At 68.3% G+C, this 19,449-nt stretch carries 16 protein-coding genes, 2 pseudogenes and 1 riboswitch; of the genes and pseudogenes, 10 read left to right on the forward strand and 8 right to left on the reverse strand.

Annotation, left to right across the window (positions count from 1 at the left end):
- The 5 genes from IRZ30_RS08010 to tcuA all read right to left on the reverse strand — a co-directional run.
- On the reverse strand, window positions 1–1,700 hold a 1,700-nt coding region (locus tag IRZ30_RS08010; RefSeq protein ID WP_294084370.1), incomplete at its 3' end, for a peptide ABC transporter substrate-binding protein.
- 418 nt (window positions 1,701–2,118) lie between these two features.
- Window positions 2,119–2,619, reverse strand: a complete 501-nt coding sequence (locus IRZ30_RS08015) for a hypothetical protein (protein ID WP_294084371.1) — start codon at window positions 2,617–2,619, stop codon at window positions 2,119–2,121.
- A 113-nt stretch (window positions 2,620–2,732) separates the two neighbouring features.
- Window positions 2,733–3,752 (reverse strand): ABC transporter substrate-binding protein, encoded by a 1,020-nt coding sequence (locus IRZ30_RS08020; protein WP_294084372.1) that lies wholly within the window; start codon window positions 3,750–3,752, stop codon window positions 2,733–2,735.
- A 1-nt stretch (window position 3,753) separates the two neighbouring features.
- Entirely contained in the window at window positions 3,754–4,641 is an 888-nt protein-coding gene (locus IRZ30_RS08025; RefSeq protein ID WP_294084373.1) for an ABC transporter permease, read from the reverse strand.
- A 170-nt stretch (window positions 4,642–4,811) separates the two neighbouring features.
- Window positions 4,812–4,944, reverse strand: a riboswitch (FMN riboswitch).
- Window positions 4,945–5,108: 164 nt separating this feature from the next.
- Complete coding sequence (tcuA, locus tag IRZ30_RS08030; protein WP_366945329.1) at window positions 5,109–6,599, reverse strand: FAD-dependent tricarballylate dehydrogenase TcuA; 1,491 nt, start codon at window positions 6,597–6,599, stop codon at window positions 5,109–5,111.
- Between the two features lie 317 nt (window positions 6,600–6,916).
- Between tcuA and rpsF the strand changes: the two genes are divergently transcribed.
- From rpsF to IRZ30_RS08075, 9 genes and pseudogenes are all read left to right on the forward strand, one after another.
- On the forward strand, window positions 6,917–7,288 hold the full coding sequence (gene rpsF / locus IRZ30_RS08035; protein WP_294084375.1) for a 30S ribosomal protein S6: 372 nt from the start codon (window positions 6,917–6,919) through the stop codon (window positions 7,286–7,288).
- A gap of 27 nt (window positions 7,289–7,315) precedes the next feature.
- Entirely contained in the window at window positions 7,316–7,762 is a 447-nt protein-coding gene (gene ssb, locus IRZ30_RS08040; RefSeq protein WP_294084376.1) for a single-stranded DNA-binding protein, read from the forward strand.
- A gap of 221 nt (window positions 7,763–7,983) precedes the next feature.
- Window positions 7,984–8,202, forward strand: a pseudogene (gene rpsR / locus IRZ30_RS08045) (30S ribosomal protein S18); the annotation flags it as partial.
- A 229-nt stretch (window positions 8,203–8,431) separates the two neighbouring features.
- Complete coding sequence (locus IRZ30_RS08050; protein ID WP_294084377.1) at window positions 8,432–9,856, forward strand: peptidylprolyl isomerase; 1,425 nt, start codon at window positions 8,432–8,434, stop codon at window positions 9,854–9,856.
- A gap of 273 nt (window positions 9,857–10,129) precedes the next feature.
- Complete coding sequence (locus IRZ30_RS08055; protein WP_294084378.1) at window positions 10,130–11,131, forward strand: DUF1648 domain-containing protein; 1,002 nt, start codon at window positions 10,130–10,132, stop codon at window positions 11,129–11,131.
- A 202-nt stretch (window positions 11,132–11,333) separates the two neighbouring features.
- Window positions 11,334–12,428 (forward strand): DUF3048 domain-containing protein, encoded by a 1,095-nt coding sequence (locus IRZ30_RS08060; protein ID WP_294084379.1) that lies wholly within the window; start codon window positions 11,334–11,336, stop codon window positions 12,426–12,428.
- A gap of 106 nt (window positions 12,429–12,534) precedes the next feature.
- Window positions 12,535–13,173 carry a CDP-alcohol phosphatidyltransferase family protein gene (locus IRZ30_RS08065; RefSeq protein WP_294084380.1) on the forward strand — a complete coding sequence of 213 codons (639 nt, stop codon included), beginning with the start codon at window positions 12,535–12,537 and terminating at the stop codon, window positions 13,171–13,173.
- Window positions 13,164–13,817 (forward strand): HAD-IB family hydrolase, encoded by a 654-nt coding sequence (locus IRZ30_RS08070; protein WP_294084381.1) that lies wholly within the window; start codon window positions 13,164–13,166, stop codon window positions 13,815–13,817. Before IRZ30_RS08065 ends, IRZ30_RS08070 begins: the two co-directional genes overlap by 10 nt.
- An 81-nt stretch (window positions 13,818–13,898) precedes the next feature.
- A pseudogene (locus tag IRZ30_RS08075) lies at window positions 13,899–14,741 on the forward strand (lipid A biosynthesis acyltransferase); the annotation flags it as partial.
- A gap of 46 nt (window positions 14,742–14,787) precedes the next feature.
- Here the strand turns inward: IRZ30_RS08075 and rimO are convergent.
- From rimO to IRZ30_RS08090, 3 genes are all read right to left on the reverse strand, one after another.
- Entirely contained in the window at window positions 14,788–16,191 is a 1,404-nt protein-coding gene (rimO, locus tag IRZ30_RS08080) for a 30S ribosomal protein S12 methylthiotransferase RimO (protein ID WP_294084382.1), read from the reverse strand.
- Between the two features lie 178 nt (window positions 16,192–16,369).
- Window positions 16,370–16,861 carry a YajQ family cyclic di-GMP-binding protein gene (locus tag IRZ30_RS08085; RefSeq protein ID WP_294084383.1) on the reverse strand — a complete coding sequence of 164 codons (492 nt, stop codon included), beginning with the start codon at window positions 16,859–16,861 and terminating at the stop codon, window positions 16,370–16,372.
- Between the two features lie 65 nt (window positions 16,862–16,926).
- Window positions 16,927–18,351: an NfeD family protein gene (locus IRZ30_RS08090; RefSeq protein ID WP_294084384.1), complete on the reverse strand. Its 1,425-nt coding sequence runs from the start codon at window positions 18,349–18,351 to the stop codon at window positions 16,927–16,929.
- Window positions 18,352–18,503: 152 nt separating this feature from the next.
- Between IRZ30_RS08090 and IRZ30_RS08095 the strand changes: the two genes are divergently transcribed.
- Window positions 18,504–19,370, forward strand: coding sequence for a hypothetical protein (locus IRZ30_RS08095; RefSeq protein ID WP_294084385.1), 867 nt, complete (start codon window positions 18,504–18,506; stop codon window positions 19,368–19,370).
- The last annotated feature ends 79 nt before the right edge of the window (window positions 19,371–19,449 follow it).

Here is a 19,449-nt window from a genome sequence, read left to right on the forward strand (position 1 = left end):
CCCTGCACGTAGCGACGGCTGACGTCGATCTCCAGGTGGGCGTAGATCGGGATGAGCGGCACATCCTCGTGGACCTGCCGCTGCACGCGGTCGATCAGGCGGCTGCGCTCGGTGTGGTCGAGCTCGCGGGCCTGGGCTACGAGAAGTTGATCGACATCTGAGTTGACGTAACCCATCGCGTTGCCGCCGGTGGGGTCAGCGGCTGTTGGGATGGCGTCGCTGGCGAACAACCGGACGAGCTTTTCCGGGCCGCCGCGCCGCTCGTCGATGAGGTCGATCATGTCGAATCGGCGGGTGGCACGCACGCCTCGCGGCCCCTCGATCTGCACCAGGGGGTAGTTGTAGGGCTGCACCTCGATCCCGATGGCGCGCATGTCCTCGATGAACGCCTCCTGGATCTGGCGGCGCAGCACGGAATCGGGGTCCTCACCGAGCGTCGTCGTGTGGGTGAAGCTGAGCCGGACGCCGTCGCGGGCACGGATGCCGTCGGGTTGTACCGTCCACCCGGCTGCGTCCAGCACCCTGGCCGCCTGCACCGGGTCGAAGGGGTAGGCGGTGAGGGATGGATCCTGCCACGGGGTGTGATCGAGGGGGGTGATGCCGACGGTGGTCTGATCGAACAACAACTCCTTCACGATGCGGTTGCGGTCGAACCCCAGCGCGATGGCGAGCCGCACTGCCGGGTCGCTGAAGATCGGGTGCGGCTGGTCGAGCGCGTCCGGGTTATTGAGGTTGAAGGCGTACGACGCGACCGCGCCCCCGCGGGGCGTCAGCAGGTAGGACGCGTTGGGCGCCTGCGCCAGGTCGGGGAGGGCCGTCTCGGGGAGATCGACGGCAAGGTCCACCTCGCCGGTGGTCAGATAGGTGATCGCCTGGCGCGGGTCGGAGACGAACCGGAGGACGATGCGCTCCAGGAGCGGTTCCGGCCCGACGAAGTGCTCGTTCCGCTCCACCACCAATTGCTCGCCCTCGGTCCAGCGGTCGAGGCGGAACGGGCCGCTCCCGACATACGTCTCCTTTCCGAAGCCGGAATTGGGGATGTCCTGCGGCGCCGTGTCTTCCAGTGCGTGAGCGGGCAGGAGGAGCCCGGCGCTGTTGGCGCCGGACCCGGCCAAGACCGTCTCGAGGAACGATGCCGAGGGCTCGCGCAGCCGCACCGTGGCGGTCAGGAAGTCGGTGCTGACCTCGACGGACTCGATTTGCTCCCAGCCGCTCCGGTCGACGGCAGGGTACGCCGGGTTGGTGATGGTGTGCCAGGTGAACTGGAAGTCGCGGGCGTCGAGCGGTTCTCCGTCGGACCAGCGCAGCCCCTCGCGGAAGCGCAAGGTGTAGACGCGACCGTCCTCGGTGATGCCGCCGTTCTCGAGAGTCGGGATATCGCCAAGGAGCTGCGGCTCGAGCGTGCCGTCGCCGCGCACCCGGATAAGGCGCGCGTTGAGGCTGCTGATGACCCAGCGTGCCGCGCGTTGGTCGGTGAGGGTGAAGTTGAGCGTGTCCGGCTCTTCTGGGATGGCGATGATGAGCGATCCGCCGGTCTCGGGTGTCGCCGGCGTCGGATCGGCACTGGGGACCGCGTTGATCGTCGCTGTTGCCTCGGGTGACGTGGTTGCGGTGCCACCGCGGACCGTGCACCCGGGCAGGATCAGCGTGAGACAGAGCAGCGGGAAAATGACCCGCGTCCAGCAGCGGGAAGCGACCACGCGGTGCTCCTTGCGAGCGGACGCCACCGCAGCGCGCATGCGGGGATGGGAGCACATGATCCAATGCGGCGCGGTATGACGTCAGGATTATAGAAGGGTCAGGAAGACCCGTCAACGGGCGGCGAAATGTGGCGGTAGTTCACGATTTCGTGACAGACGTGTCAATCGGTGGTGATTCGCCGGGCCTAGTCTAGAGTTGTCGGACGCAAGGACGCGTCTGGACGGTTAGGACCACGACGCAGGGAGGGCCCGCTATGGTGATGGTAATGATCGTGACGCTGGTCGCGTTGTGGCTGGTAGCGGTGGGGCCGATGGTCGTGCTACCCGCGGTAGAGGATGATCCCGGCCACAGGGATCCAGGGACGAATGGAGCGCAGCCCGGAGAGCGGCCGCGCTCGTTGGTTCCCCTCGCCAAAGTTCACCCCCCGGAAGCCGCATGATCCACGGTGCCGCGCCAGAGGATGCGTCCGAAGAGCGCGTCGGGGGCGAGACCGATCACAGCCTTCTGCAGGAGAGCGCGCTTCGTCTTCGTATCCCGCTGAAGCAGATATGCCATGATCGCTCCCCCAGGGTCGTCAGCGTAGCGCTCGGCCACGGTCGCCGGGATCGCCCGCCGCAGGAAGTCGATCGGGCGGCCCTTCGGGCCGTCAGGAACCCGCTTCCGGGCGCGGTGGGGGATCCGAGCGCCAGGGTCCTCCCGGTAGAAGAACCAGATGTCGAAGTCCTTCACTCCAATGCTCGGATCCAGGTAGTGGGACGCGGCGCCCTGGCAGAGGCAGATCCCGATCAGGCGATCGGCGTACGCGTGCTCCAGGTGCGGATTTCGAACGAAGAACGCGGCGTGTTCTGCCAGCGCGATGTCCCGTAGTGGGTACAGGTCGGACTCGGTCAGCGGCTCGTACAGCCGATGGGTATCCATCGCGGGCGTCCCAAATGACTGCGCGGGCAACGACGCGCGCTCCTGCTCGCCGCTGCCCGCGCATACCCTGTGCCGGAGGCTGGCACAGCGCCCCGGAACGCCGGGGCAGGCCGTCACTTGGGTAAGTAGTCGTTGGTGAACGCTTCCGTCACGTTCACCGGGCCGCCGAGCTGCCCGATCTCGTCGAGGAACTGCGCCATCGACTCCCAGGCGGCCGGGTCGCTTTCGCCCATCTTGCCGCTGGTCTGCCAGAGCGGGAGGGTAGCCTGGAGGACGGCCAGGGCGTCGGCAGCATTCTCCTCGGTGTCGAGGCCGGGCACGTAGTCCTTGCTCAGGTCGACGGCCTTTTCGGGGTTGTCGAGCGTGTACTGCACCCCCTTGAGCGTCGCGGCGATCACCGCGCGGACGTCGTCCGGGTGGGAATTGAGATAGTCACCCAGTGCGACCAACCCGTTCGAGATGAGCGGCTGCGCGTCTGCGGCCGCAATGGTGCGGACCGGCATCCCTGCCTTCTCGAGCTGGAGTGGCTCGTTGTTGAGGTAGCCCATCACGGCATCGACCTGTTTGTCGAGCAGCGCCGGGACCTGGGTGAAGCCGATGCTCTGGATATCGACATCCTCTTCAGTCAGCCCTGCGGACTTCAGGAGGGCGAGCAGGCCGATGTAGGTCGCGCCGAACTTGCCGGGAATCCCGACCGTGTGGCCGGGGAGGTCGGCGACGCTCTGGATGTCCGAGTCGGCGGGGACGATCAGCCCCACGGGGTAGCGGTTCCAGACCTGCGCCACGTAGACGAGATCGACGCCGCGGCTCCGGGCCTGGAGCGCCTCGTCGCCCGCGGCGAAGATGACGTCCTCCTGTCCGGCTACGATGGCGCCGAACAGATCCTCGCCGACCGTGTGGTGGCGGAAGGTCACCTTCAGGCCTTCATCCTTGTAATAGCCGAGGGCGTCGGCGACGTAGAACGGTGCGAATTGGATGTTGGGCACGTAGCCGAGCCCGATGGTGACGTCGCGTGTGGGCTCCGCCCCGGCGTTACCGCCGCAGGCTGCGATGATCAGCCCCGCGACGAGCAGCAGCGTCAGCAGCCGAGGCCGTCCTGCCAGCAGCGCACTCCCTCTCCCCCGCGAATCCATCTCACTCCTCCAGGTACGACAACCAACGCTCGACCAGGCGGGCGATACCGTACATCGCCGCCGCGAGCACCACCAGCATCAGCAGCGTCGCGAAGACGAGCGGCGTGTCGAAGTTGCCGCGGGCAATGATGAGCAGGCCGCCCAGCCCCCGATCGCCCAGGACGAACTCGCCGACGACCGCGCCGGTGATCGAGAGCGTCAGGCCGGTGCGCATCCCGGCCAGAATGCTGGGCAGCGCCAGGGGCAACTCGATGTGCCAGAGCAGGCTCCACCGATCGGCGCCGTCCACGCGCGCGGCGTCGACGGGTTCCGGGTCGAGCGTGCGCAGACCCAGTGCGGTGTTGACCACCATCGGGAAGAAGACGATGAGGGCGCAGAGGACCGCCACGGCGCGCAAACCATAGCCGAGCCAGATGACGAGGAGTGGAGCCAGCGCGATCGCGGGCAGCGCCTGGCTGGCGGCGAGGTAGGGTTCCAGGGCGCGCGACAGCAACCGGCTCCGGGCGATGGCGTAGCCGGTGGGAAGGGCCACGGCGGTACCCAGTGCGAACCCGGCCAGGCTCTCGACCAGCGTCACGCGTACATAGCGCCAGAACAGGCCGCTGCGGAGCGCGCGAACGAAGGTCTCGGCAACGTCGCCCGGTGCCGGGAGGAGGAACGAGGAGACGGCGCCGGAGCGGCTCAGTGCCGCCCAGAGCCCCAGGGCCAGGACGCCGAGTACGAACGCCGGCAGCCACCGCGCTGCGCGCTGCGGGAGCGCACCCGCAGGCGACGGTCGCTCGCGTTTACGTTCGACAGGCGCCGGGATGGGTGCGACCTGAGGGTCCTGGCGCAGGATCGGAGATGCAGGTGGTTCTTCGACAGGAACAGTGCGGGCCGTCCGAGCCATGATCCTCGCTCCGGATAGGGCACCACGAAACGCCCCGCAGTTGGGCACCTCGTGCGCACGGCCGCGTCGGCGGCCGATCCAGCTCTGTCAAGCCTCGGGGACCCGCGTCGCGCTTGTAGGACAGCAAGAAACCCGAGGAAGACTCCTCGGGTGCGCCATGCGGGATAGGTGGCAACCTTCTCCCATCCGGACTTTACCGTCGGCCCCGGAATTCCACCGGATCCTGCGGCTTGCGCCGCTCGCGGGCTATCACCGCCGGTCGGGAATTGGCGCTGCGCGCCGCACCCTGCCCCGAAGGTCTTGCTGGGTTCAGTATAGCGCAGTGCGGGGTGGGGTCAAGAGGAACTGCCGGTTTGATCGCATTGTGATCAGGGCTGGCGTGGCTGGAGGTGTGATCCCTGTCGCCCCCCATGCCGGTCATCCCTGCCATCCCACGGCCCAGGGCACGCCGTGACCCGCCCGCGTCGCTATCCCCGGTTCCCCACGGCGGCCGCGTGCGCGGCGGCCGAGACGCCGGCCCGGCGCCCGAAGACCGCACCGCTGGTGAGCCCGGAACCGCCCGGATAGTTGTGGTAGAAGATGCCGCCGACCAGCTCCCCTGCGGCGTGGAGCCCGGGGATCGGTTGTCCGTTCCGCCCGAGGACGCGTGCCTGAGGATCGATGCGCAGGCCGCCGAAGGTGAAGGTGATGCCGCAGGTAACGGCGAAGGCGACGAACGGCGGGGTGTCGATCGGCACGGCCCAGTTGCTCTTGGGCGGGGTGATCCCCTCGGTCCGCTTCCCGTCCTTGATCGCGGGGTTGAACTCACCCGGCTGCACCGCCCGGTTGAACTCGGCGACGGTTTGCTCCAGGCCCGCCGGATCGATCCCGGCCGCGACGGCGAGATCGTGGATCGTCTCGGCTTCGACGCGCGAGACACCGGGGATCTCGTACTCGTAGTCGCGCAGCAGGGGCGTCGTCTTGGCGTCGAAGATTTGCCAGGCGAGGGCACCCGGCTGCTTGAGGACTTCTGCGCCGTAGCGAGCGTACGTGTAGTTCCGGAAGTCCGCTCCCTCATCGAGGAAGCGCCGGCCGTGGACGTTGACGACGATGCCGATCGGGTAGGACTGCTTCGAGAAGCGGTTGGTGATGATCCGGTCTCCGGCAGGCGGTGCCCCGGCGTCCCACTGGATGCTGTGACACCCGCTCCAGTGGCCGTACGCCTGGGCGCCGATCTCCAGCGCGGCCATCAAGCCTTCGCCGGTGTTGTGCGGCGTGCCCCGCACTTTCGCCAGGTCCCAGCCCGGGCCGAGGTGCGCGGCACGCAGGCGCGGGTCCGCCTCGAAGCCGCCGCAGGCCAGGACCACCGCGCGGGCGCGAATCTCTTCTCGACCGTTCGGCCCGTCGACCACCACCCCGGTGACCGCCCCGAACGCATCGCGGAGAAGCCCGACTACCGGCGAATCGAAGCGGATCTCGACGCCGCGTGTCTCGGTGGCCGCGCGGTGTTGCTCGATCAACCCTTCGCCGCCGCCCACTGTCCCCAGCGGGAGGTCACCCCAGAACTGGAACCGGCCGTTGACCTCGTATGCCTGCCGGTGGTACTGGAGGTGGAACCGGATCCCGTGGTCGCGCAGCCACCGGACCGTGTCCAGCGAGTCCTCGACGAGGATCTTGGCCAGCACGGGGTCGGTGCGCCCGAGGGTGAGACGCTCGAGGTCGGCCAGGAACGCCGAGGCTGGGTAGGGCGGTACATCGGTGCGCGGCAGTCGCTCGTCCGACGGATCGGCGAGGAGCGCGACGAGGTCGTCCTGGCTGTCGAAGGCGATGCGGAAGGCCCCGGCGGTGAAGTAGCTGTTTCCGCCGATCCAGTCCTCCGAGCCTTTTTCGAGCATGAGCACGCGGGCGCCGTGATCGCGCGCCGCGTGGGCGGCGCAGAAGGCGGCGTTGCCGGTGCCCACCACCACCACATCGACCATGTCGTCGTCGATTCGCACGGTCCTGCTCCTCTCCTCGATCGAGCCGCGCCTGCCGCGGGGTACGGTACACTACTGTATGCCATGAGTAGCCCGGTTGCGCGATAGGCTGTTCGCGTCGTGCGGGGCGCGGCTGGGCGCTGCTCCTTTGCTGCGGGTCATCTTGCCGGTATAATCCACCCGATTCCCCGTGAATGATCGCGGGGTCACGGCTGATGTGTGCCGTGAACGTGTGTAGCAGCCTTTCTGCGCTGTTGCCTGCGCCGGATGGCAACGGTCCGGTGGCTCGGCCAGCGTAAGCCCGGAGAAAGGGGGTCTCGTTGCCCACGTTTGAACCACTTCCGCGACCATACGAGTTGATGGTGCTGATCAGCCCCGAGGTGACCGATGAGGCGCTCACCGCGGAGGTGGACGGGATCAGCGCGTTGATCGCCCAGCACGGCGGTGAGGTGACCCACGTCAAGCGGGACACGCCGTGGGGGCGCCGCCGGCTCGCGTACCCGATCAACAAGTTCCGGGATGCGACCTACGTGCTGTACCACTTCAACAGTGCCCCGTCGCGGATCATTGAGATCGAGCGCGACCTGAAGTTGAACGAGCGGGTCATCCGGTATCTTCTGATCCGCCAGGAGGGGGCTCCTGCCGCGCCGGAGGCTCCTGCGGAGTCGGAAGCTGTCGAAGCAGCGGAGTGACCGGCTCCTAGTTGAAGGAGCAGCGGCATGTTCCAGGGACTCAACCGGATTCAGATCATCGGGAACCTCGGCCGCGACCCGGAGATGCGCTACACCCCGGGTGGGTCACCGGTCACGAACTTCTCCGTGGCAGTCAACCGACGCCGGCGGGGGCAGGACGACCAGTGGGTGGACGAGACCGACTGGTTCACCGTGGTCTGTTGGGAGCGGTTGGCCGAGCAGGTCGACAACATGGCGGCGAAGGGGTTCCTCACCAAGGGGACCAAGGTCTACGTCGAGGGTCGCCTGCAGATCCGGCGCTACACCGGCAACGACGGTATGGAGCGCACGGCGGTTGAGATCGTGGCCAACCGGGTCCTGATCCTCTCCAGCCGCGGTGAGGGGATGCCTGTCGAGCGGGGCATCCCGGCCGAGCAGGGTGGAGCGCCTGACTTTGGCCCGCCCGAAGACGACTTCGACGACGTACCCTTCTAGGTATCGTCACGACATCCCGGGTACGTCGGATCAGACGCACGACATGAACGACGATCGATCGAGGAAGGACAACGATGGCAGAAGAGCAGCAGCAAGAGCAGCAGGCCGCCGAGCAGACTGAGGAGCAGCCGAGCGGCCAGGCCACGGCGCAGCAGACGGAGGAGCGGCCCAGCGCGCAAGCGGCCGCGCGCACGGACACGGCGCGGCGCCGGCGCTTCGCCGGCGGCGGGCGGTACTATCCGCGCCGCAAGGTGTGCGCGTTCTGCATGGATAACATCGACGAGGTGGACTACAAGGACATCGGCCGCCTTCGGCGCTACATCTCCGAACGCGGCAAGATCGAGCCCCGCCGCCAGACGGGCACCTGCGCGAAGCATCAGCGCTCGCTCGCGGTGGCGATCAAGCGGGCGCGTCACGTCGCCTTGCTTCCGTTCACGCAGTAAGACTACGTGGGCCAGCCGCGCGGGAATCCACCCGCGCGGCTGATCGCCTCGCCGCATCCACGCCGGGTGCGTCCGGCCCGGCGTCCGGGGTCGCGTGCGGCTGGGGACGCCGGGATCACGGGGAGATTCGCCGGGTGTCGGAGACGAAAGCAGCCTCATGAGAGATCAGTTGCGACAGTGGATTGGGTCCGGCCGCTCACGATCCGCCACCTCCCAACAGCGGTGGATGTCGCGCCGTGAGCGCGAAGAACACCGCCAGCGCATGGTGATCCTCGGCGTGGTGGTGGCGGGTGTCCTGCTTGTCGGCATCCTGGCGGCCGGCGCGATTTACCAGTATCTGTACCTTCCGAACCAGACGCTGGCGAGCGTCAACGGCGTGGAGATCAAGCGCGCCGACTACTGGAAGATGCGCAAGCTGGAGCTGCTGAACCAGGTGCAGCAGTACTCCCAGATCGCGCAGCTCACCCAGGGCGAGCAGAGCGTCCAGTACCAGCAGCTCGCCGAGCAGGCGCTAGCCCAGCTCGATAGCGTGGAGAGCGACCCGGTCGAGAGCACCACCGTGAGCCAGATGGTGGACGACCAGGTCGTGCTGCAGCGGCTCGACACCCTCGGTCTCAGCGTTACCGACGCGGACGTCGAGCAGACGATGGAACAGTTCTTCTCTCCCCAGCCGTCTGCGAGCCCGACCCCGACGCTGGGGGTCGACCCCACCGCTGCGGCGTGGGCCACGGCTACCGCCGAGGCGCAGGTGACGCCGACACCGGAGTCGACGCCTGAGGCGACGCCGGAAGCCACGGAAGGGGCGGGCGCCGCCACGCCCTCGGCGAGCCCGACTGCGGAAAACGGCAATGAGGGGGCGAGCAACGGCGGTACCCCTGAGGCAGCGGCGGACGCCACCCCGGAGGCGACGCCGGGAGGCACTCCGACACCGACACCGACGCTGAGCCCCGACGCGGTTCAGGCCACCGCGACCGCGACGTTCCAGCAGTACAAGCGGAACGTGCTGGATGAGGCCGGGATGAGCGAGGCCGATTTCCGGCGCCTCGTCGTCCTGCCCGAAGCGGCGCGCCAAAAGGTGGCGTACGAGCTTCAGGAGAAGATCCCCACCCGCGCCGAACAGGTGCACGCGGCGCACATTCTGGTGGCCACCGAGGACGCGGCCAAGGCGATTGAGGAGCAGCTACGGCAGGGCGCGGACTTCGCCCAACTGGCGAAGGAGCAGAGCGCAGACTCGAGCACCGCGGTGAACGGCGGCGACTTGGGCTGGTTCCCGCGCGGGCTGATGGTCAAGCCCTTCGAGGACGTCGCCTTCAGCCTGGAGCCGGGCCAGGTCAGCGCGCCGGTGCAGACCCAGTTCGGCTGGCACATCATCAAGGTGTTCGAGAAGGAAGCGGACCGTCCGGTGGACGTGTCGACGCTACAGACGCTGCGCAACCAGCAATTCTCCAAGTGGCTGGAGGAGCAGCGGGCGGCGGTAACAATCCGTTGGGAGATTCCGGCGCCGGCGCCGACGCCTGAGCCGTCGGAGTTCGTGCCACCGCCGGACGCGCCACCGACTCCGACGCCGACGCCGTCGCCCACGCCGACGCTCCCGCCTTCGGCGACGCCCGGCACGGACGAGGCCACGCCGGAGCCGACGGCGACACCCTAGAACAGCCGCCGGGCCGGCGGGTGCAGCGGTGAGCGAGGGATGGGAGCGTAAACGCGACGGCTGCGCGACGGCCGGTCCGGCTCGGCAATCCATCCCATCCCGGCGAGGGACGAAACCGCCGTCGGACCCTTTCGTACCCAGTCCGTCGCCCGGCAAGCGCCGGGCGGGGGGGGGGTGACCGCGAGGCGGTAGGGGACGCTGCCCAAAGCACCGGTAGACGCCACCCTCGGCCGGTGGCGGGCTGCCGCATCACCCGGTGGCCTGATCGGCCTTTTGATCATCATCCTCAGCGTATTGGGCGCCGGGGGCGCGATCCTGGTGCTGCTGGGTATCGCCAGCGTGCCGCTGCCCGCCCCGGCCGTCTGGGTGGCGGCGGTGTTGTTCACGGCCGTGGCTGCGGCCGCGGCGTACCTCGTGTATGGGTACACCACGATCGGCTACGCCTTCGGCGATGACTTCCTCGAGATCCGCTGGGCCGGTCGTCGCTACGTAATCGACCTGGCGGCGGTCACGTACATCGGCCCGGCGATCGACGTGCTCGAGGAGCGGCCGGGCCGCTGGCAGCGCTTCTGGCCGGGGTACTACGTCGGGGTCCGGCAGGACATGATCGGCCCCGTCCGCGTGGTGGCGACCCTGCCGCTGCGCCGCCAGTTGCTCATCTCCACCGAGACGGAGCACTTCGCCATCTCGCCTGAGCGCCCGGTCCTCTTCGTCGAGGAGTACGGGCGGTTGCGTCGTGCACTGGATGCCCAGCGCACCGGCGGCTTCCCGACCGTGGCTCCCGGCCAGGGCGCGCAGCGGCTCGCCGAGGCCGGGTGGACCATGCAATACCCGGTGATTGCGCCACGGCGTGGCGCCGGCGGGGACCAGCCCGAGGCGGCCTCGACGGCGACGGGCTCGTACCAGATCGCAGCGCCCGGCCGTGGGGTGAGCCCGCTGCTGCGACCGATTCTCCTGGGCGATCGGGTGGCCCGGGCTTTCCTGGCGATTGCGATTCTGTTCAACCTCCTGATGGTCGGGTACGTCCTGCTCACGTACGACAGCATTCCCCAGTCGATCACCCTCCACTGGAACGTGAACGGGCTCCCCGACCGGATCGGCTCACCGCGTGAGATCTGGACGCTCCCGCTGATCACGGGGCTGGTGACCCTGGCCAACTTCGGGCTTGCCTGGAGTATCGTGACCTTCGACCGTTTCGCGGCGCGGTTCCTCCTGGGCGGAACCTGTTTGGTCCAACTATGTGCCTGGGTCGCGCTGATCACCTTAGTCAGTTGAGCCGGCGGATTGGAAGCGGCGGTGAAACTATCTGCTCCCCGGCGCGTTTGACTTGGTGGGGTCACCTGGTTCGAGTGTACGTACTCTGATCAGGCGCGTACGTACTCTGCGGGCCAAGCCCGGGCCAGTTGGCCATGGTGTACGTTCGGGGTTGAAAGTAGCCCTGAGCTCGCTCGGGTCGAGAGTGTGGGAAGGAAACCAAATGAGGCGGCGGCTTGCGATTCTCCTGAGCGCCATCGCGCTCGTGGCGACGGCGTGCACCCTCGGGTCGTCTGCGACGCCCACGCCGGTGCCGCCAACGGCGACGCCTGAGCCGACGGCGACGGCGACCCCGACGCCGAGCCCGACACCGTCGCCGACCCCAACGCCGACGCCGCAGCCCACGCCGACACCGGTGGCGTTCCGGTCGCCGCTGACGGGTGAGCCGATGGAGGCGGAGCCGCCGCGGCCGATCGCCGTGCAGATCGACAACGCGCCCCCGGCCCGGCCGCACACCGGGCTGACCCAGGCCGACGTGGTCTACGAGACGCCGACCGAGGCGCAACTGACCCGGTTCACCGCCTTCTACCAGACCAAGGCGCCCGACGTGGTTGGGCCGGTTCGGAGCGCCCGGCTGGTGGACCTGGAGGTGGTGCCGGCGCACGACGGTATGCTGGCCTACTCCGGCGCGTCGATCGGCGTACAGAACCTGCTGTGGCAGTCGGGCATCGACCTGCTGGTGGTCGAGGGGAACGCGGCGGAGGCCGGCTGGCGCGACTGGTCGCGCTTCGCCCCGCACAACCTCTACACCTCGATCCCCGCGCTGCGCGCGGTGGCCGACCGGCTCGGCTGGTCGCGGCCCACGACCGGGCAGTCGTTCACCTTCGGCCCGCCGCCTCCCGGTGGGCTGCCGTCCTCCGGTGTGGATATCCCGTACTCCGCCGGCCCGGTGTCGTTCAAGTACGACCCGGGGACCAACCGGTACCTGCGTTTCATGGACGGGGTGCCGCATAGCGACGCCCAAACGGGCGAGCAGATCGCGCCGCGCAACGTTGTCGTCATCTTCACGACGTTCACGACGACCGACATCGTGGAAGACGTGCTGGGCGCCTATTCGCTCGATGTCGACCTGCACAGCGGTGGTGACGCCTGGATCTTCCGGGATGGGCAGCGCTACGGCGCGCACTGGGAACGGACCGGGCCGGACGGCACCTTCCGCTTCATCGACCCGGCCACACAGCAGGAAGTGCCGCTGGGCGAGGGGCAGACCTGGATCGCTCTGGTGCCCCAGTGGCTCAGCGCGACGCCGAATCCGTGAGATGCCTCTGTTATAATGAGCCGGGTGTGTATCGCGTGAGCGCCGTGTACGTGTGGGTCGCCCAGCCGGCTGAGGCAGGCGCGGGTGCAATGCCGGGCGGAGGACGATGGCCAATCTCATCACGGTCGGTCGTTTAGTCCTCCTGTTTGTGACCATCGCGCTGATCTACACACATTCCTACCCGCTGGCGCTGCTCTCGATCGGCCTCATCGTCGTCGTGTTCCTGAGCGACGGGCTCGACGGCTTCGTGGCGCGGCGGCGGAACTCGACCAGCGAGTTCGGGGCGGTCCTGGACATCGCGGGCGACCGGGTGGTGGAGAACGCGCTCTGGATCGTCTTCGCGGAGCTAGGCTTGATCGGCGTCTGGGCACCCCTCGTGGTGATGACCCGCGGCTTCTTGGTGGACGCGATGCGGAGCATCGGCTACTCGCAGGGGAAGTCCGCCTTCGGCGCGAACACGATGATGCTGACGCCGCTGAGCCGGTTCCTCACGGCATCCCGCTTCATGCGGGCGTTCTACGGGGCGGCCAAGGGCCTGGGGTTCGTCTTCCTGGCGGGGCTCTTCGCCGCGGGACTGCCCGACGCGAGCGGCACCAGCTTCGCCGCGCTGTACGACCAGGAATGGCTCCGGGCCGCGGGGTGGTTCATGGTGTACGCCGCTCTCGCGCTCACCATCGTGCGCGGAGTGCCCGTGTTGTTCGACGCGATGTACTACGTACGGGGCTACGATAAGCAATGTCAGTAATCGCGGCGGTTTTCGATGTGGATCGGACGCTGCTGCCGGACACGACGGCGGAGCGGCTGTTCCTTCGCTTCCTCCTGCGGGAGCGGGTGCTGGGCGCGCGGGCGGCGGCGGAGACGCTGCGCTTCCTCGCGGTGGGCGGCTGGCGTCATCCGGTGCGGGATCTGCGTGCGCACCGGCCCTGGCTGCGCGGCCAGCAGGAGGCAACGATGGTTGCCCTTGGGGCACGTTGCTTCGAGGAGATGATCGGCCCGCGTCTGGCCAAGCGCGGGATCGAGCGCGTGCGCTACCACATCCAGCAGGGGCACCAGACGGTGCTCCTGTCCGGGTCGCTGCCGTACGTCTTGCAGCCGATGGCGCGGATGCTGGGCGTCCGGCACGTGATCTGCAGCCAGCCTGACGCGCGTAACGCGCGCCTGACCGGCCGGCTCGCCGGGTTGCACCCGTACGGCGCGGCCAAGGCGCTCCTGATCCGCCGGTTCGCCGAGGACGCGCAGATCGACCTCAAGCAGTCGTTCTGCTACGCGGACCACCACACTGACGAGGTGGTCCTGCGGCTGTTTGGGCATCCGGTTTGCATCAACCCCAATGACCGGCTGTACATCATCGCGCAGCGACTCGGCTGGCCGGTCGAGGAGTTCCGCTAAGCGCACACCGGACGCGAAATCGGGGGTAAGCGATTGTCCGGCAATACCCGTCAACGCGTCCAGCCTTCGCTCAAGACGCGCGTGAGCGTCGCGCTAGCATGGCTCCTCGGCCATGTTCTCTATCGGCTACCCCAGGCGTGGGTCTACTGGCTGGCCGACGGGGCGGGCATCGTCATCTATCACCTCTTCCCGACCTACCGCCGCAATGTGCGGGACAATATCGCGCGGGTGTTGGGGCCGGATGCCCCGGCGGACGAGGTGGACCGGGTAGTGCGGCGCGTCTTCCAGACCAGTGCCCGGAACTTCACCGACATGCTGCGGGTGCCCCGCATGCCGGCCGATCGGCTGGACAAGATGGTGCGCGTGCCTCCCGGGGCGTGGGAGGTGGTCGATCATGCGCTGGCACAAGGGCGTGGCGTCATCATGGCCACCGCGCACCTTGGGGCGTTCGACTTCGTGGCTCAGATCCTCGCGCTTCGCGGCTTCGACGTGACCGTGCTTACCACGCGCACGGTTCCCGAATTCATCCACGCCGCGGTGGACTATCTGCGTGGGAGCCGTGGTCTAAAGCTGGAGCACGCCACGCCGGGCGGGGTGCGCCGCGTCGTGCGGGCGCTGGAGCGGGGCGCGGTGGTGGGGATCGTGGCGGATCGCGATTTCTTCCAGAGCGGAGTGCCCGCCGTCTTCTTCGGCCATGAGACGACCCTGCCACCCGGGCCGATCCGGATCGCTCGGCAGACCGGTGCGCCGATCGTCCCGGCCTTCGCGCCGCGCGTGGATGGCGGCTACGAGATGGTCATCGAGCAGCCGTTCGTGGTACCGCGCACCGATGACATCGACGCCGATATCCGCGTGGGCCTGGAGCGGCTCATCGCTGCGTTCGAGCGCAACATCCGGCGCGTGCCGGAGCAGTGGGTCATGTTCCAGCGCGTCTGGCCGGGCCGACCGGGCAGCGCGCTGCGGGTCTTCCCTATCGGCTCTCCACTCGAAGGGGAATTGCTCGGCCGCGGCGCCGACGTCGCTCGTCCGCTGACCGCACCGCCGGAGTCGCCCATAGATCGTACGGACTCGCCGCCGTCACCTGTGCCTGAATCAGTTCCCCGACCGGCAACGCGCCGGGAATGAAGACCAGTCCGTCGACCTCGGGTGCGTGTCGCCGTGCCCGGCCGACCGAGATGGGCTCGGTGCGTCCCCGCTCGTCTTCCATCTCACCGACGGCCTCGATGAGGACCTCCAACGTGCGCCCGACCAGGGCCTGGTTCTTCTTGAGCGAGATGCCCTGCTGCAGCTCCATGATCGCGGCACGCCGCGCCTCGGCTTCCTCGGGCGGGACCGGGTTGTCCAGCAGCGCGCTCTTCGTGTTGGGCTCGTAGGAGTAGGTGAAGACGCCCACGTGGTCGAACTCCATCTCGGCCACGAAGTCGTACAGCCGCTGGAACTGCTCTTCCGTCTCCCCAGGGTAGCCGACGATCAGGGTGGTGCGCATGGTCACGTCGGGCAGCCGATTGCGGGCGTGGTCGATCAGCCGCCGCGTCATGTCGATGCTGCTCGGTCGGCCCATGCGACGGAGCACGGTCGGGTCGGCATGCTGGATGGGCATGTCGAGGTAGGGGACGAACATCGGATGCTCAGTCATGGCGTCCACGAGCCGCAGCGTGAGCGGGCTGGGGTAGATGTAGAGCATCCGGAGCCAGGGGAGGTCGGGCACCTCCTCGGCGATCATGCGCAGGAGCCCGGGCAAGCCGTTCTTGATCCCCAGGTCCGCCCCGTAGCGGATGGTGTCTTGCGCCACCAGGATGACTTCCTTGGTCCCGCCATCGACCAGCTCGCGGATTTCCCGGATGACGTCGGACGGACGTTTGGAAACCTGCCGGCCCTTGATCAGCGGGATGACGCAGAAATGGCAGCCGTGGTCGCAACCGTCGGCGATCTTGACGTACGCGCTTGGGCCGGCATCGCGGCGGGTGAACGTCGTGAGCATCCCGGCCGGGTCGAACGGTGGCTCCGGCGGAATGTCCTCGTAGCCGAGCAGGCGGCCGACGACGTGGCCGATGTTCGCCCACTCACGGGTGGAGAGGATGGCGTCGACGCCCTCGGGGATCTCTTGCCGGTGCTGGTCGAGCGACGCCATGCATCCGGCCGCGATGACGACCTGATCGGGCCGGCGCGTCTCCAACAGCTCATTGATGACGCCCACGGACTCCTGGCGAGAGGCGGCGAGGAAGCCGCAGGTGTTGACGACGAGGACCCGTGCGTCCTCCGGGCGCGCGACGGGCGTCAAGCCATGCTGGCTCAGGACCCGGGCAATGCCCTCGGAGTCGACCTGGTTCTTGGAGCACCCGAGCGTGACGATGTGGAAGGACTCGTTCACCATTGGCTCCTGACTGGAGAGTATTGCGTACTGTGCATTCCGTGTTCCGTGCTGCGTGTTCCGTGTTCCGTGGAGGGGTGCCTCCGTCTCCCTGGCAGGTCCCCGGCGTCTGCCTCGTCACCAGCCACGCGGACCACGAAGTACGCAACACGCAATTCGCACTACGCAATACTCCTCCGGCTCACCGGTAGTTGACGAACTGGAGGGCGACCGGGAAGTCCTGGCCGCGGAGGTGCTGGATCACGGCCTGGAGATCGTCCTTGCTCTTGCCGGAGACACGGATGGCGTCGCCCTGGATCTGGGGCGTCACCTTCTTGAACTCGGCGCGGATCTGCTTGACGAGTTGGCGGCCGAGCTCTTCCGGAATCCCGCGCCGGAGCAAGACGACCTGCCGGACGCGCCCGCCGCTGGCGTTCTCGGGCTCCTGGTAGTCGAGGATCTTCAGGGACAGTCCACGGCGCACCACACGCGTTTCGAGGAGGTCGCGGACCGCGCTGAGTGTGAACTCGCTGGCCGTGTTGATCACGAGGCGGTCCTTCTCGATCGCGATCTCAGTGCGGGTGTCTTTCAGATCGTAGCGCGTGTTGATCTCGCGCATCGCCTGGTCGACGGCGTTGCGCAGCTCCTGCGCATCGAAGTCGGACACGATATCAAACGAGTACGTGGCAGCCACGGTCCCCCCTCTCCTAGACCGGCGACTAGTATGGCGAACCGGGCGCGTCTAGAGCAAGGCACGCCCTATGGGGCGCGCGAGCCGGGGTGAGCTTCCTCGCGCGAGTTGGACTCCGCGGCCTCTGGTGGGAGCGGCGTGACTCGGAGCATGCCGTCCTCGCTTCCCGTCACGCGCACGGGTGAGCCTTCGCCCAGCGGAGCCTCGGTCGAGGTGGCGGCCCATTCCTGGTCGGCCACCAGCACGGTTCCGATCGGGTCGAGCGGTCGCACGACCACGCCGGTGCGGCCGATCAGCGTTGCGGCCGTCGAGGCCAGCGCGGTGCGCCGCGCACGGAACAGGGAGCGCAGGATCAGCAGGAGTGCCACCACAAAGAAGGAGACCGTGCCGACGGCGAGCCAGGGGGTGACGCGCACGACGGGCGCGAACGGCGATTCCTGCCGCACCGGCTGGTAGAGCGTGAAGGATCCGATCAGGTAGCAGATGACGCCCGCGGCGCCGGGAAGGCCCACCCTCGGTGTGTACAACTCGACGATGAAGAGGAGCGCTCCCGCGGTCAAGAGACCAAGGCCCACCCAGGAGGTCGGCAGGTTGCCGAAGGCGATGATCGCCGTCGCGAGTGCCACGATCGCGGGAATCCCGGCGAGCAGGTGCGCGGAGGCATAGACCGCGATGATCAGGAGGAGCACGCCGGTGCTGAAGAGGAGGTAGGCGACGTTGGGGTTGGTGATGACCTGGGCCACCCGCTCCCGCAGGGTGAGCGTCATCCAGCGGATGGGCGCCTCGCGCGTGTCGAGTGTTGTTGTGCCGGCTGCGGTGCGGACCTCCAGCCCGTCGATATGCTCCAGGAGGAGTGGTACGCTCGGCGCCACCTGGTCGATAATGCCGTCAGCCGCCGCGACGTCGGCGGAGAGTACCTCCTCGGCGCGGACCGCGTCGACGGTAGCATCGACGTTCCGCCCGCGCGCCTCGGCCGTGGTCGCGGCGACCTGGAGCGCATTGGCCATGCGCTGCTCGCGCTCCTCGGGACTGGCCCGCTCCGCCAGGCCTGCCGGCAGAGCGGCGCCGATCACGGCGTCCGGGGCCATGGCGGCGACGTGTCCGGCGAGGGTGATGAACATCGCCCCGGAGAGCGCCTCGGCCTGTGGCTCCGGTCCGACGTAGACGACGACGGGGATACGGGCGGCGAGAAATGCCTGCGTGATCCGGCGGATGGCGCTGTCGACGCCGCCGGGCGAGTCGATGGTAACCAGCAGGACCGCACCGTGCTCGCGTTCGGCCTCGTTGAGGACGCGGACGATGTGATCCGCGGTCAACTGGTTGACGACGCCCTGAATGGTGACGCCGTACACACGGTTCGGTGCGGCACCCGCCGGGGTCGGCGTAGTGAGCGCAGCGGACACGAGGAAGCACAGCAGGGTCGCGAGCAGCGCAAGCTGCTGGACGAACCGGTTCCCTACACGACGGCGCTGCTGCCGGAGTTGCTGACGCATCCTCGGCCTCTCCGCAACCCCTGCGGTACATCCGCACCGCGCTCTGCCGCAGGGAATCGCGGTAATCGTAGCATGGTAGTGGACGGCGCACCGGGTGCCGTCGTTGCCAGCGTTCCGGTGCGGGCGCGGCTCGGATCGAGGGGAGAGGGGCCTTGGGCGATATTCTGAACATCGTCTGGCTCATCATCCTGCTCCAGTTGTTCGTCCCCGTGCTGCAGCGACAGCTCCAGACGATACGGCGCCGGGCGATGATCCGGCAGATCGAGCGGATGCGCGGATCGCGCGTCATCACGATCATCCACCGCCAGGAGACGATGAGCCTGCTCGGCTTCCCGATCGCACGCTACATCGACATCGAAGACTCGGAGCAGGTATTGCGCGCGATCCGGCTGACCCCGGAGGACATGCCGGTCGACGTGGTGCTCCACACGCCCGGCGGGCTGGTCCTCGCCGCCGAGCAGATCGCTGAGGCGCTGCGGCGCCACAAAGGGCGGGTGACGGTCTTCGTCCCGCACTACGCGATGTCGGGTGGCACCTTGATCGCGCTGGGGGCGGACGAGATCGTGATGGATCCCGACGCCGTACTCGGCCCGGTGGACCCGCAGCTCGGCAGCCCACAGGGCGGCTCTTACCCCGCGGCTTCGATCCTGAAGGCCCTGGAAGAGCCGAACCCGAATCGCGACGATCAGACCCTGATCCTGGGCGACATGGCACGCAAGGCGCTCGAGCAGGTCCACGCGACAACCTACAACCTGCTGGTCAAGCATCTCCCGCCGGAGGAGGCCGACCGCGCCGCGCGCGCCCTGAGCGGCGGGCAGTGGACTCACGACTACCCGATCGACGTGGCGCAGGCGCGCGGGCTCGGACTGCCGGTGAGCGACCAGATGCCGCGGGAGATCTATGCGCTGATGGATCTCTACCCGCAGACTGCACAGCGGCGACCCAGCGTCGAGTACGTCCCGATTCCGTACCAGCCGCGAGCACCGGGGCGGCGGGAGCGGGGACCGCGGGGCGACTAACCGAGCACGTGGTGTGTCGAGGGGCGCGGGGCGTGCGGAGCGTGTGTCTCGGCCGTGTCGGGGCCGGGAGGCGTTTGAC

Source organism: Sphaerobacter sp. (assembly GCF_019683595.1).
GTDB lineage: Bacteria > Chloroflexota > Chloroflexia > Thermomicrobiales > Thermomicrobiaceae > Sphaerobacter.

What these genes read in the sequence shown, in the direction of transcription:
- IRZ30_RS08015 (WP_294084371.1), bottom strand. Translation starts at nt 2,619, where the DNA reads ATGGATACCCATCGGCTGTACGAGCCGCTGACCGAGTCCGACCTGTAC.
- IRZ30_RS08020 (WP_294084372.1), bottom strand. Translation starts at nt 3,752, where the DNA reads ATGGATTCGCGGGGGAGAGGGAGTGCGCTGCTGGCAGGACGGCCTCGG.
- IRZ30_RS08025 (WP_294084373.1), bottom strand. Translation starts at nt 4,641, where the DNA reads ATGGCTCGGACGGCCCGCACTGTTCCTGTCGAAGAACCACCTGCATCT.
- tcuA (WP_366945329.1), bottom strand. Translation starts at nt 6,599, where the DNA reads ATGGTCGATGTGGTGGTGGTGGGCACCGGCAACGCCGCCTTCTGCGCC.
- ssb (WP_294084376.1), top strand. Translation starts at nt 7,316, where the DNA reads ATGTTCCAGGGACTCAACCGGATTCAGATCATCGGGAACCTCGGCCGC.
- IRZ30_RS08050 (WP_294084377.1), top strand. Translation starts at nt 8,432, where the DNA reads ATGTCGCGCCGTGAGCGCGAAGAACACCGCCAGCGCATGGTGATCCTC.
- IRZ30_RS08060 (WP_294084379.1), top strand. Translation starts at nt 11,334, where the DNA reads ATGAGGCGGCGGCTTGCGATTCTCCTGAGCGCCATCGCGCTCGTGGCG.
- IRZ30_RS08065 (WP_294084380.1), top strand. Translation starts at nt 12,535, where the DNA reads ATGGCCAATCTCATCACGGTCGGTCGTTTAGTCCTCCTGTTTGTGACC.
- IRZ30_RS08070 (WP_294084381.1), top strand. Translation starts at nt 13,164, where the DNA reads ATGTCAGTAATCGCGGCGGTTTTCGATGTGGATCGGACGCTGCTGCCG.
- rimO (WP_294084382.1), bottom strand. Translation starts at nt 16,191, where the DNA reads ATGGTGAACGAGTCCTTCCACATCGTCACGCTCGGGTGCTCCAAGAAC.
- IRZ30_RS08090 (WP_294084384.1), bottom strand. Translation starts at nt 18,351, where the DNA reads ATGCGTCAGCAACTCCGGCAGCAGCGCCGTCGTGTAGGGAACCGGTTC.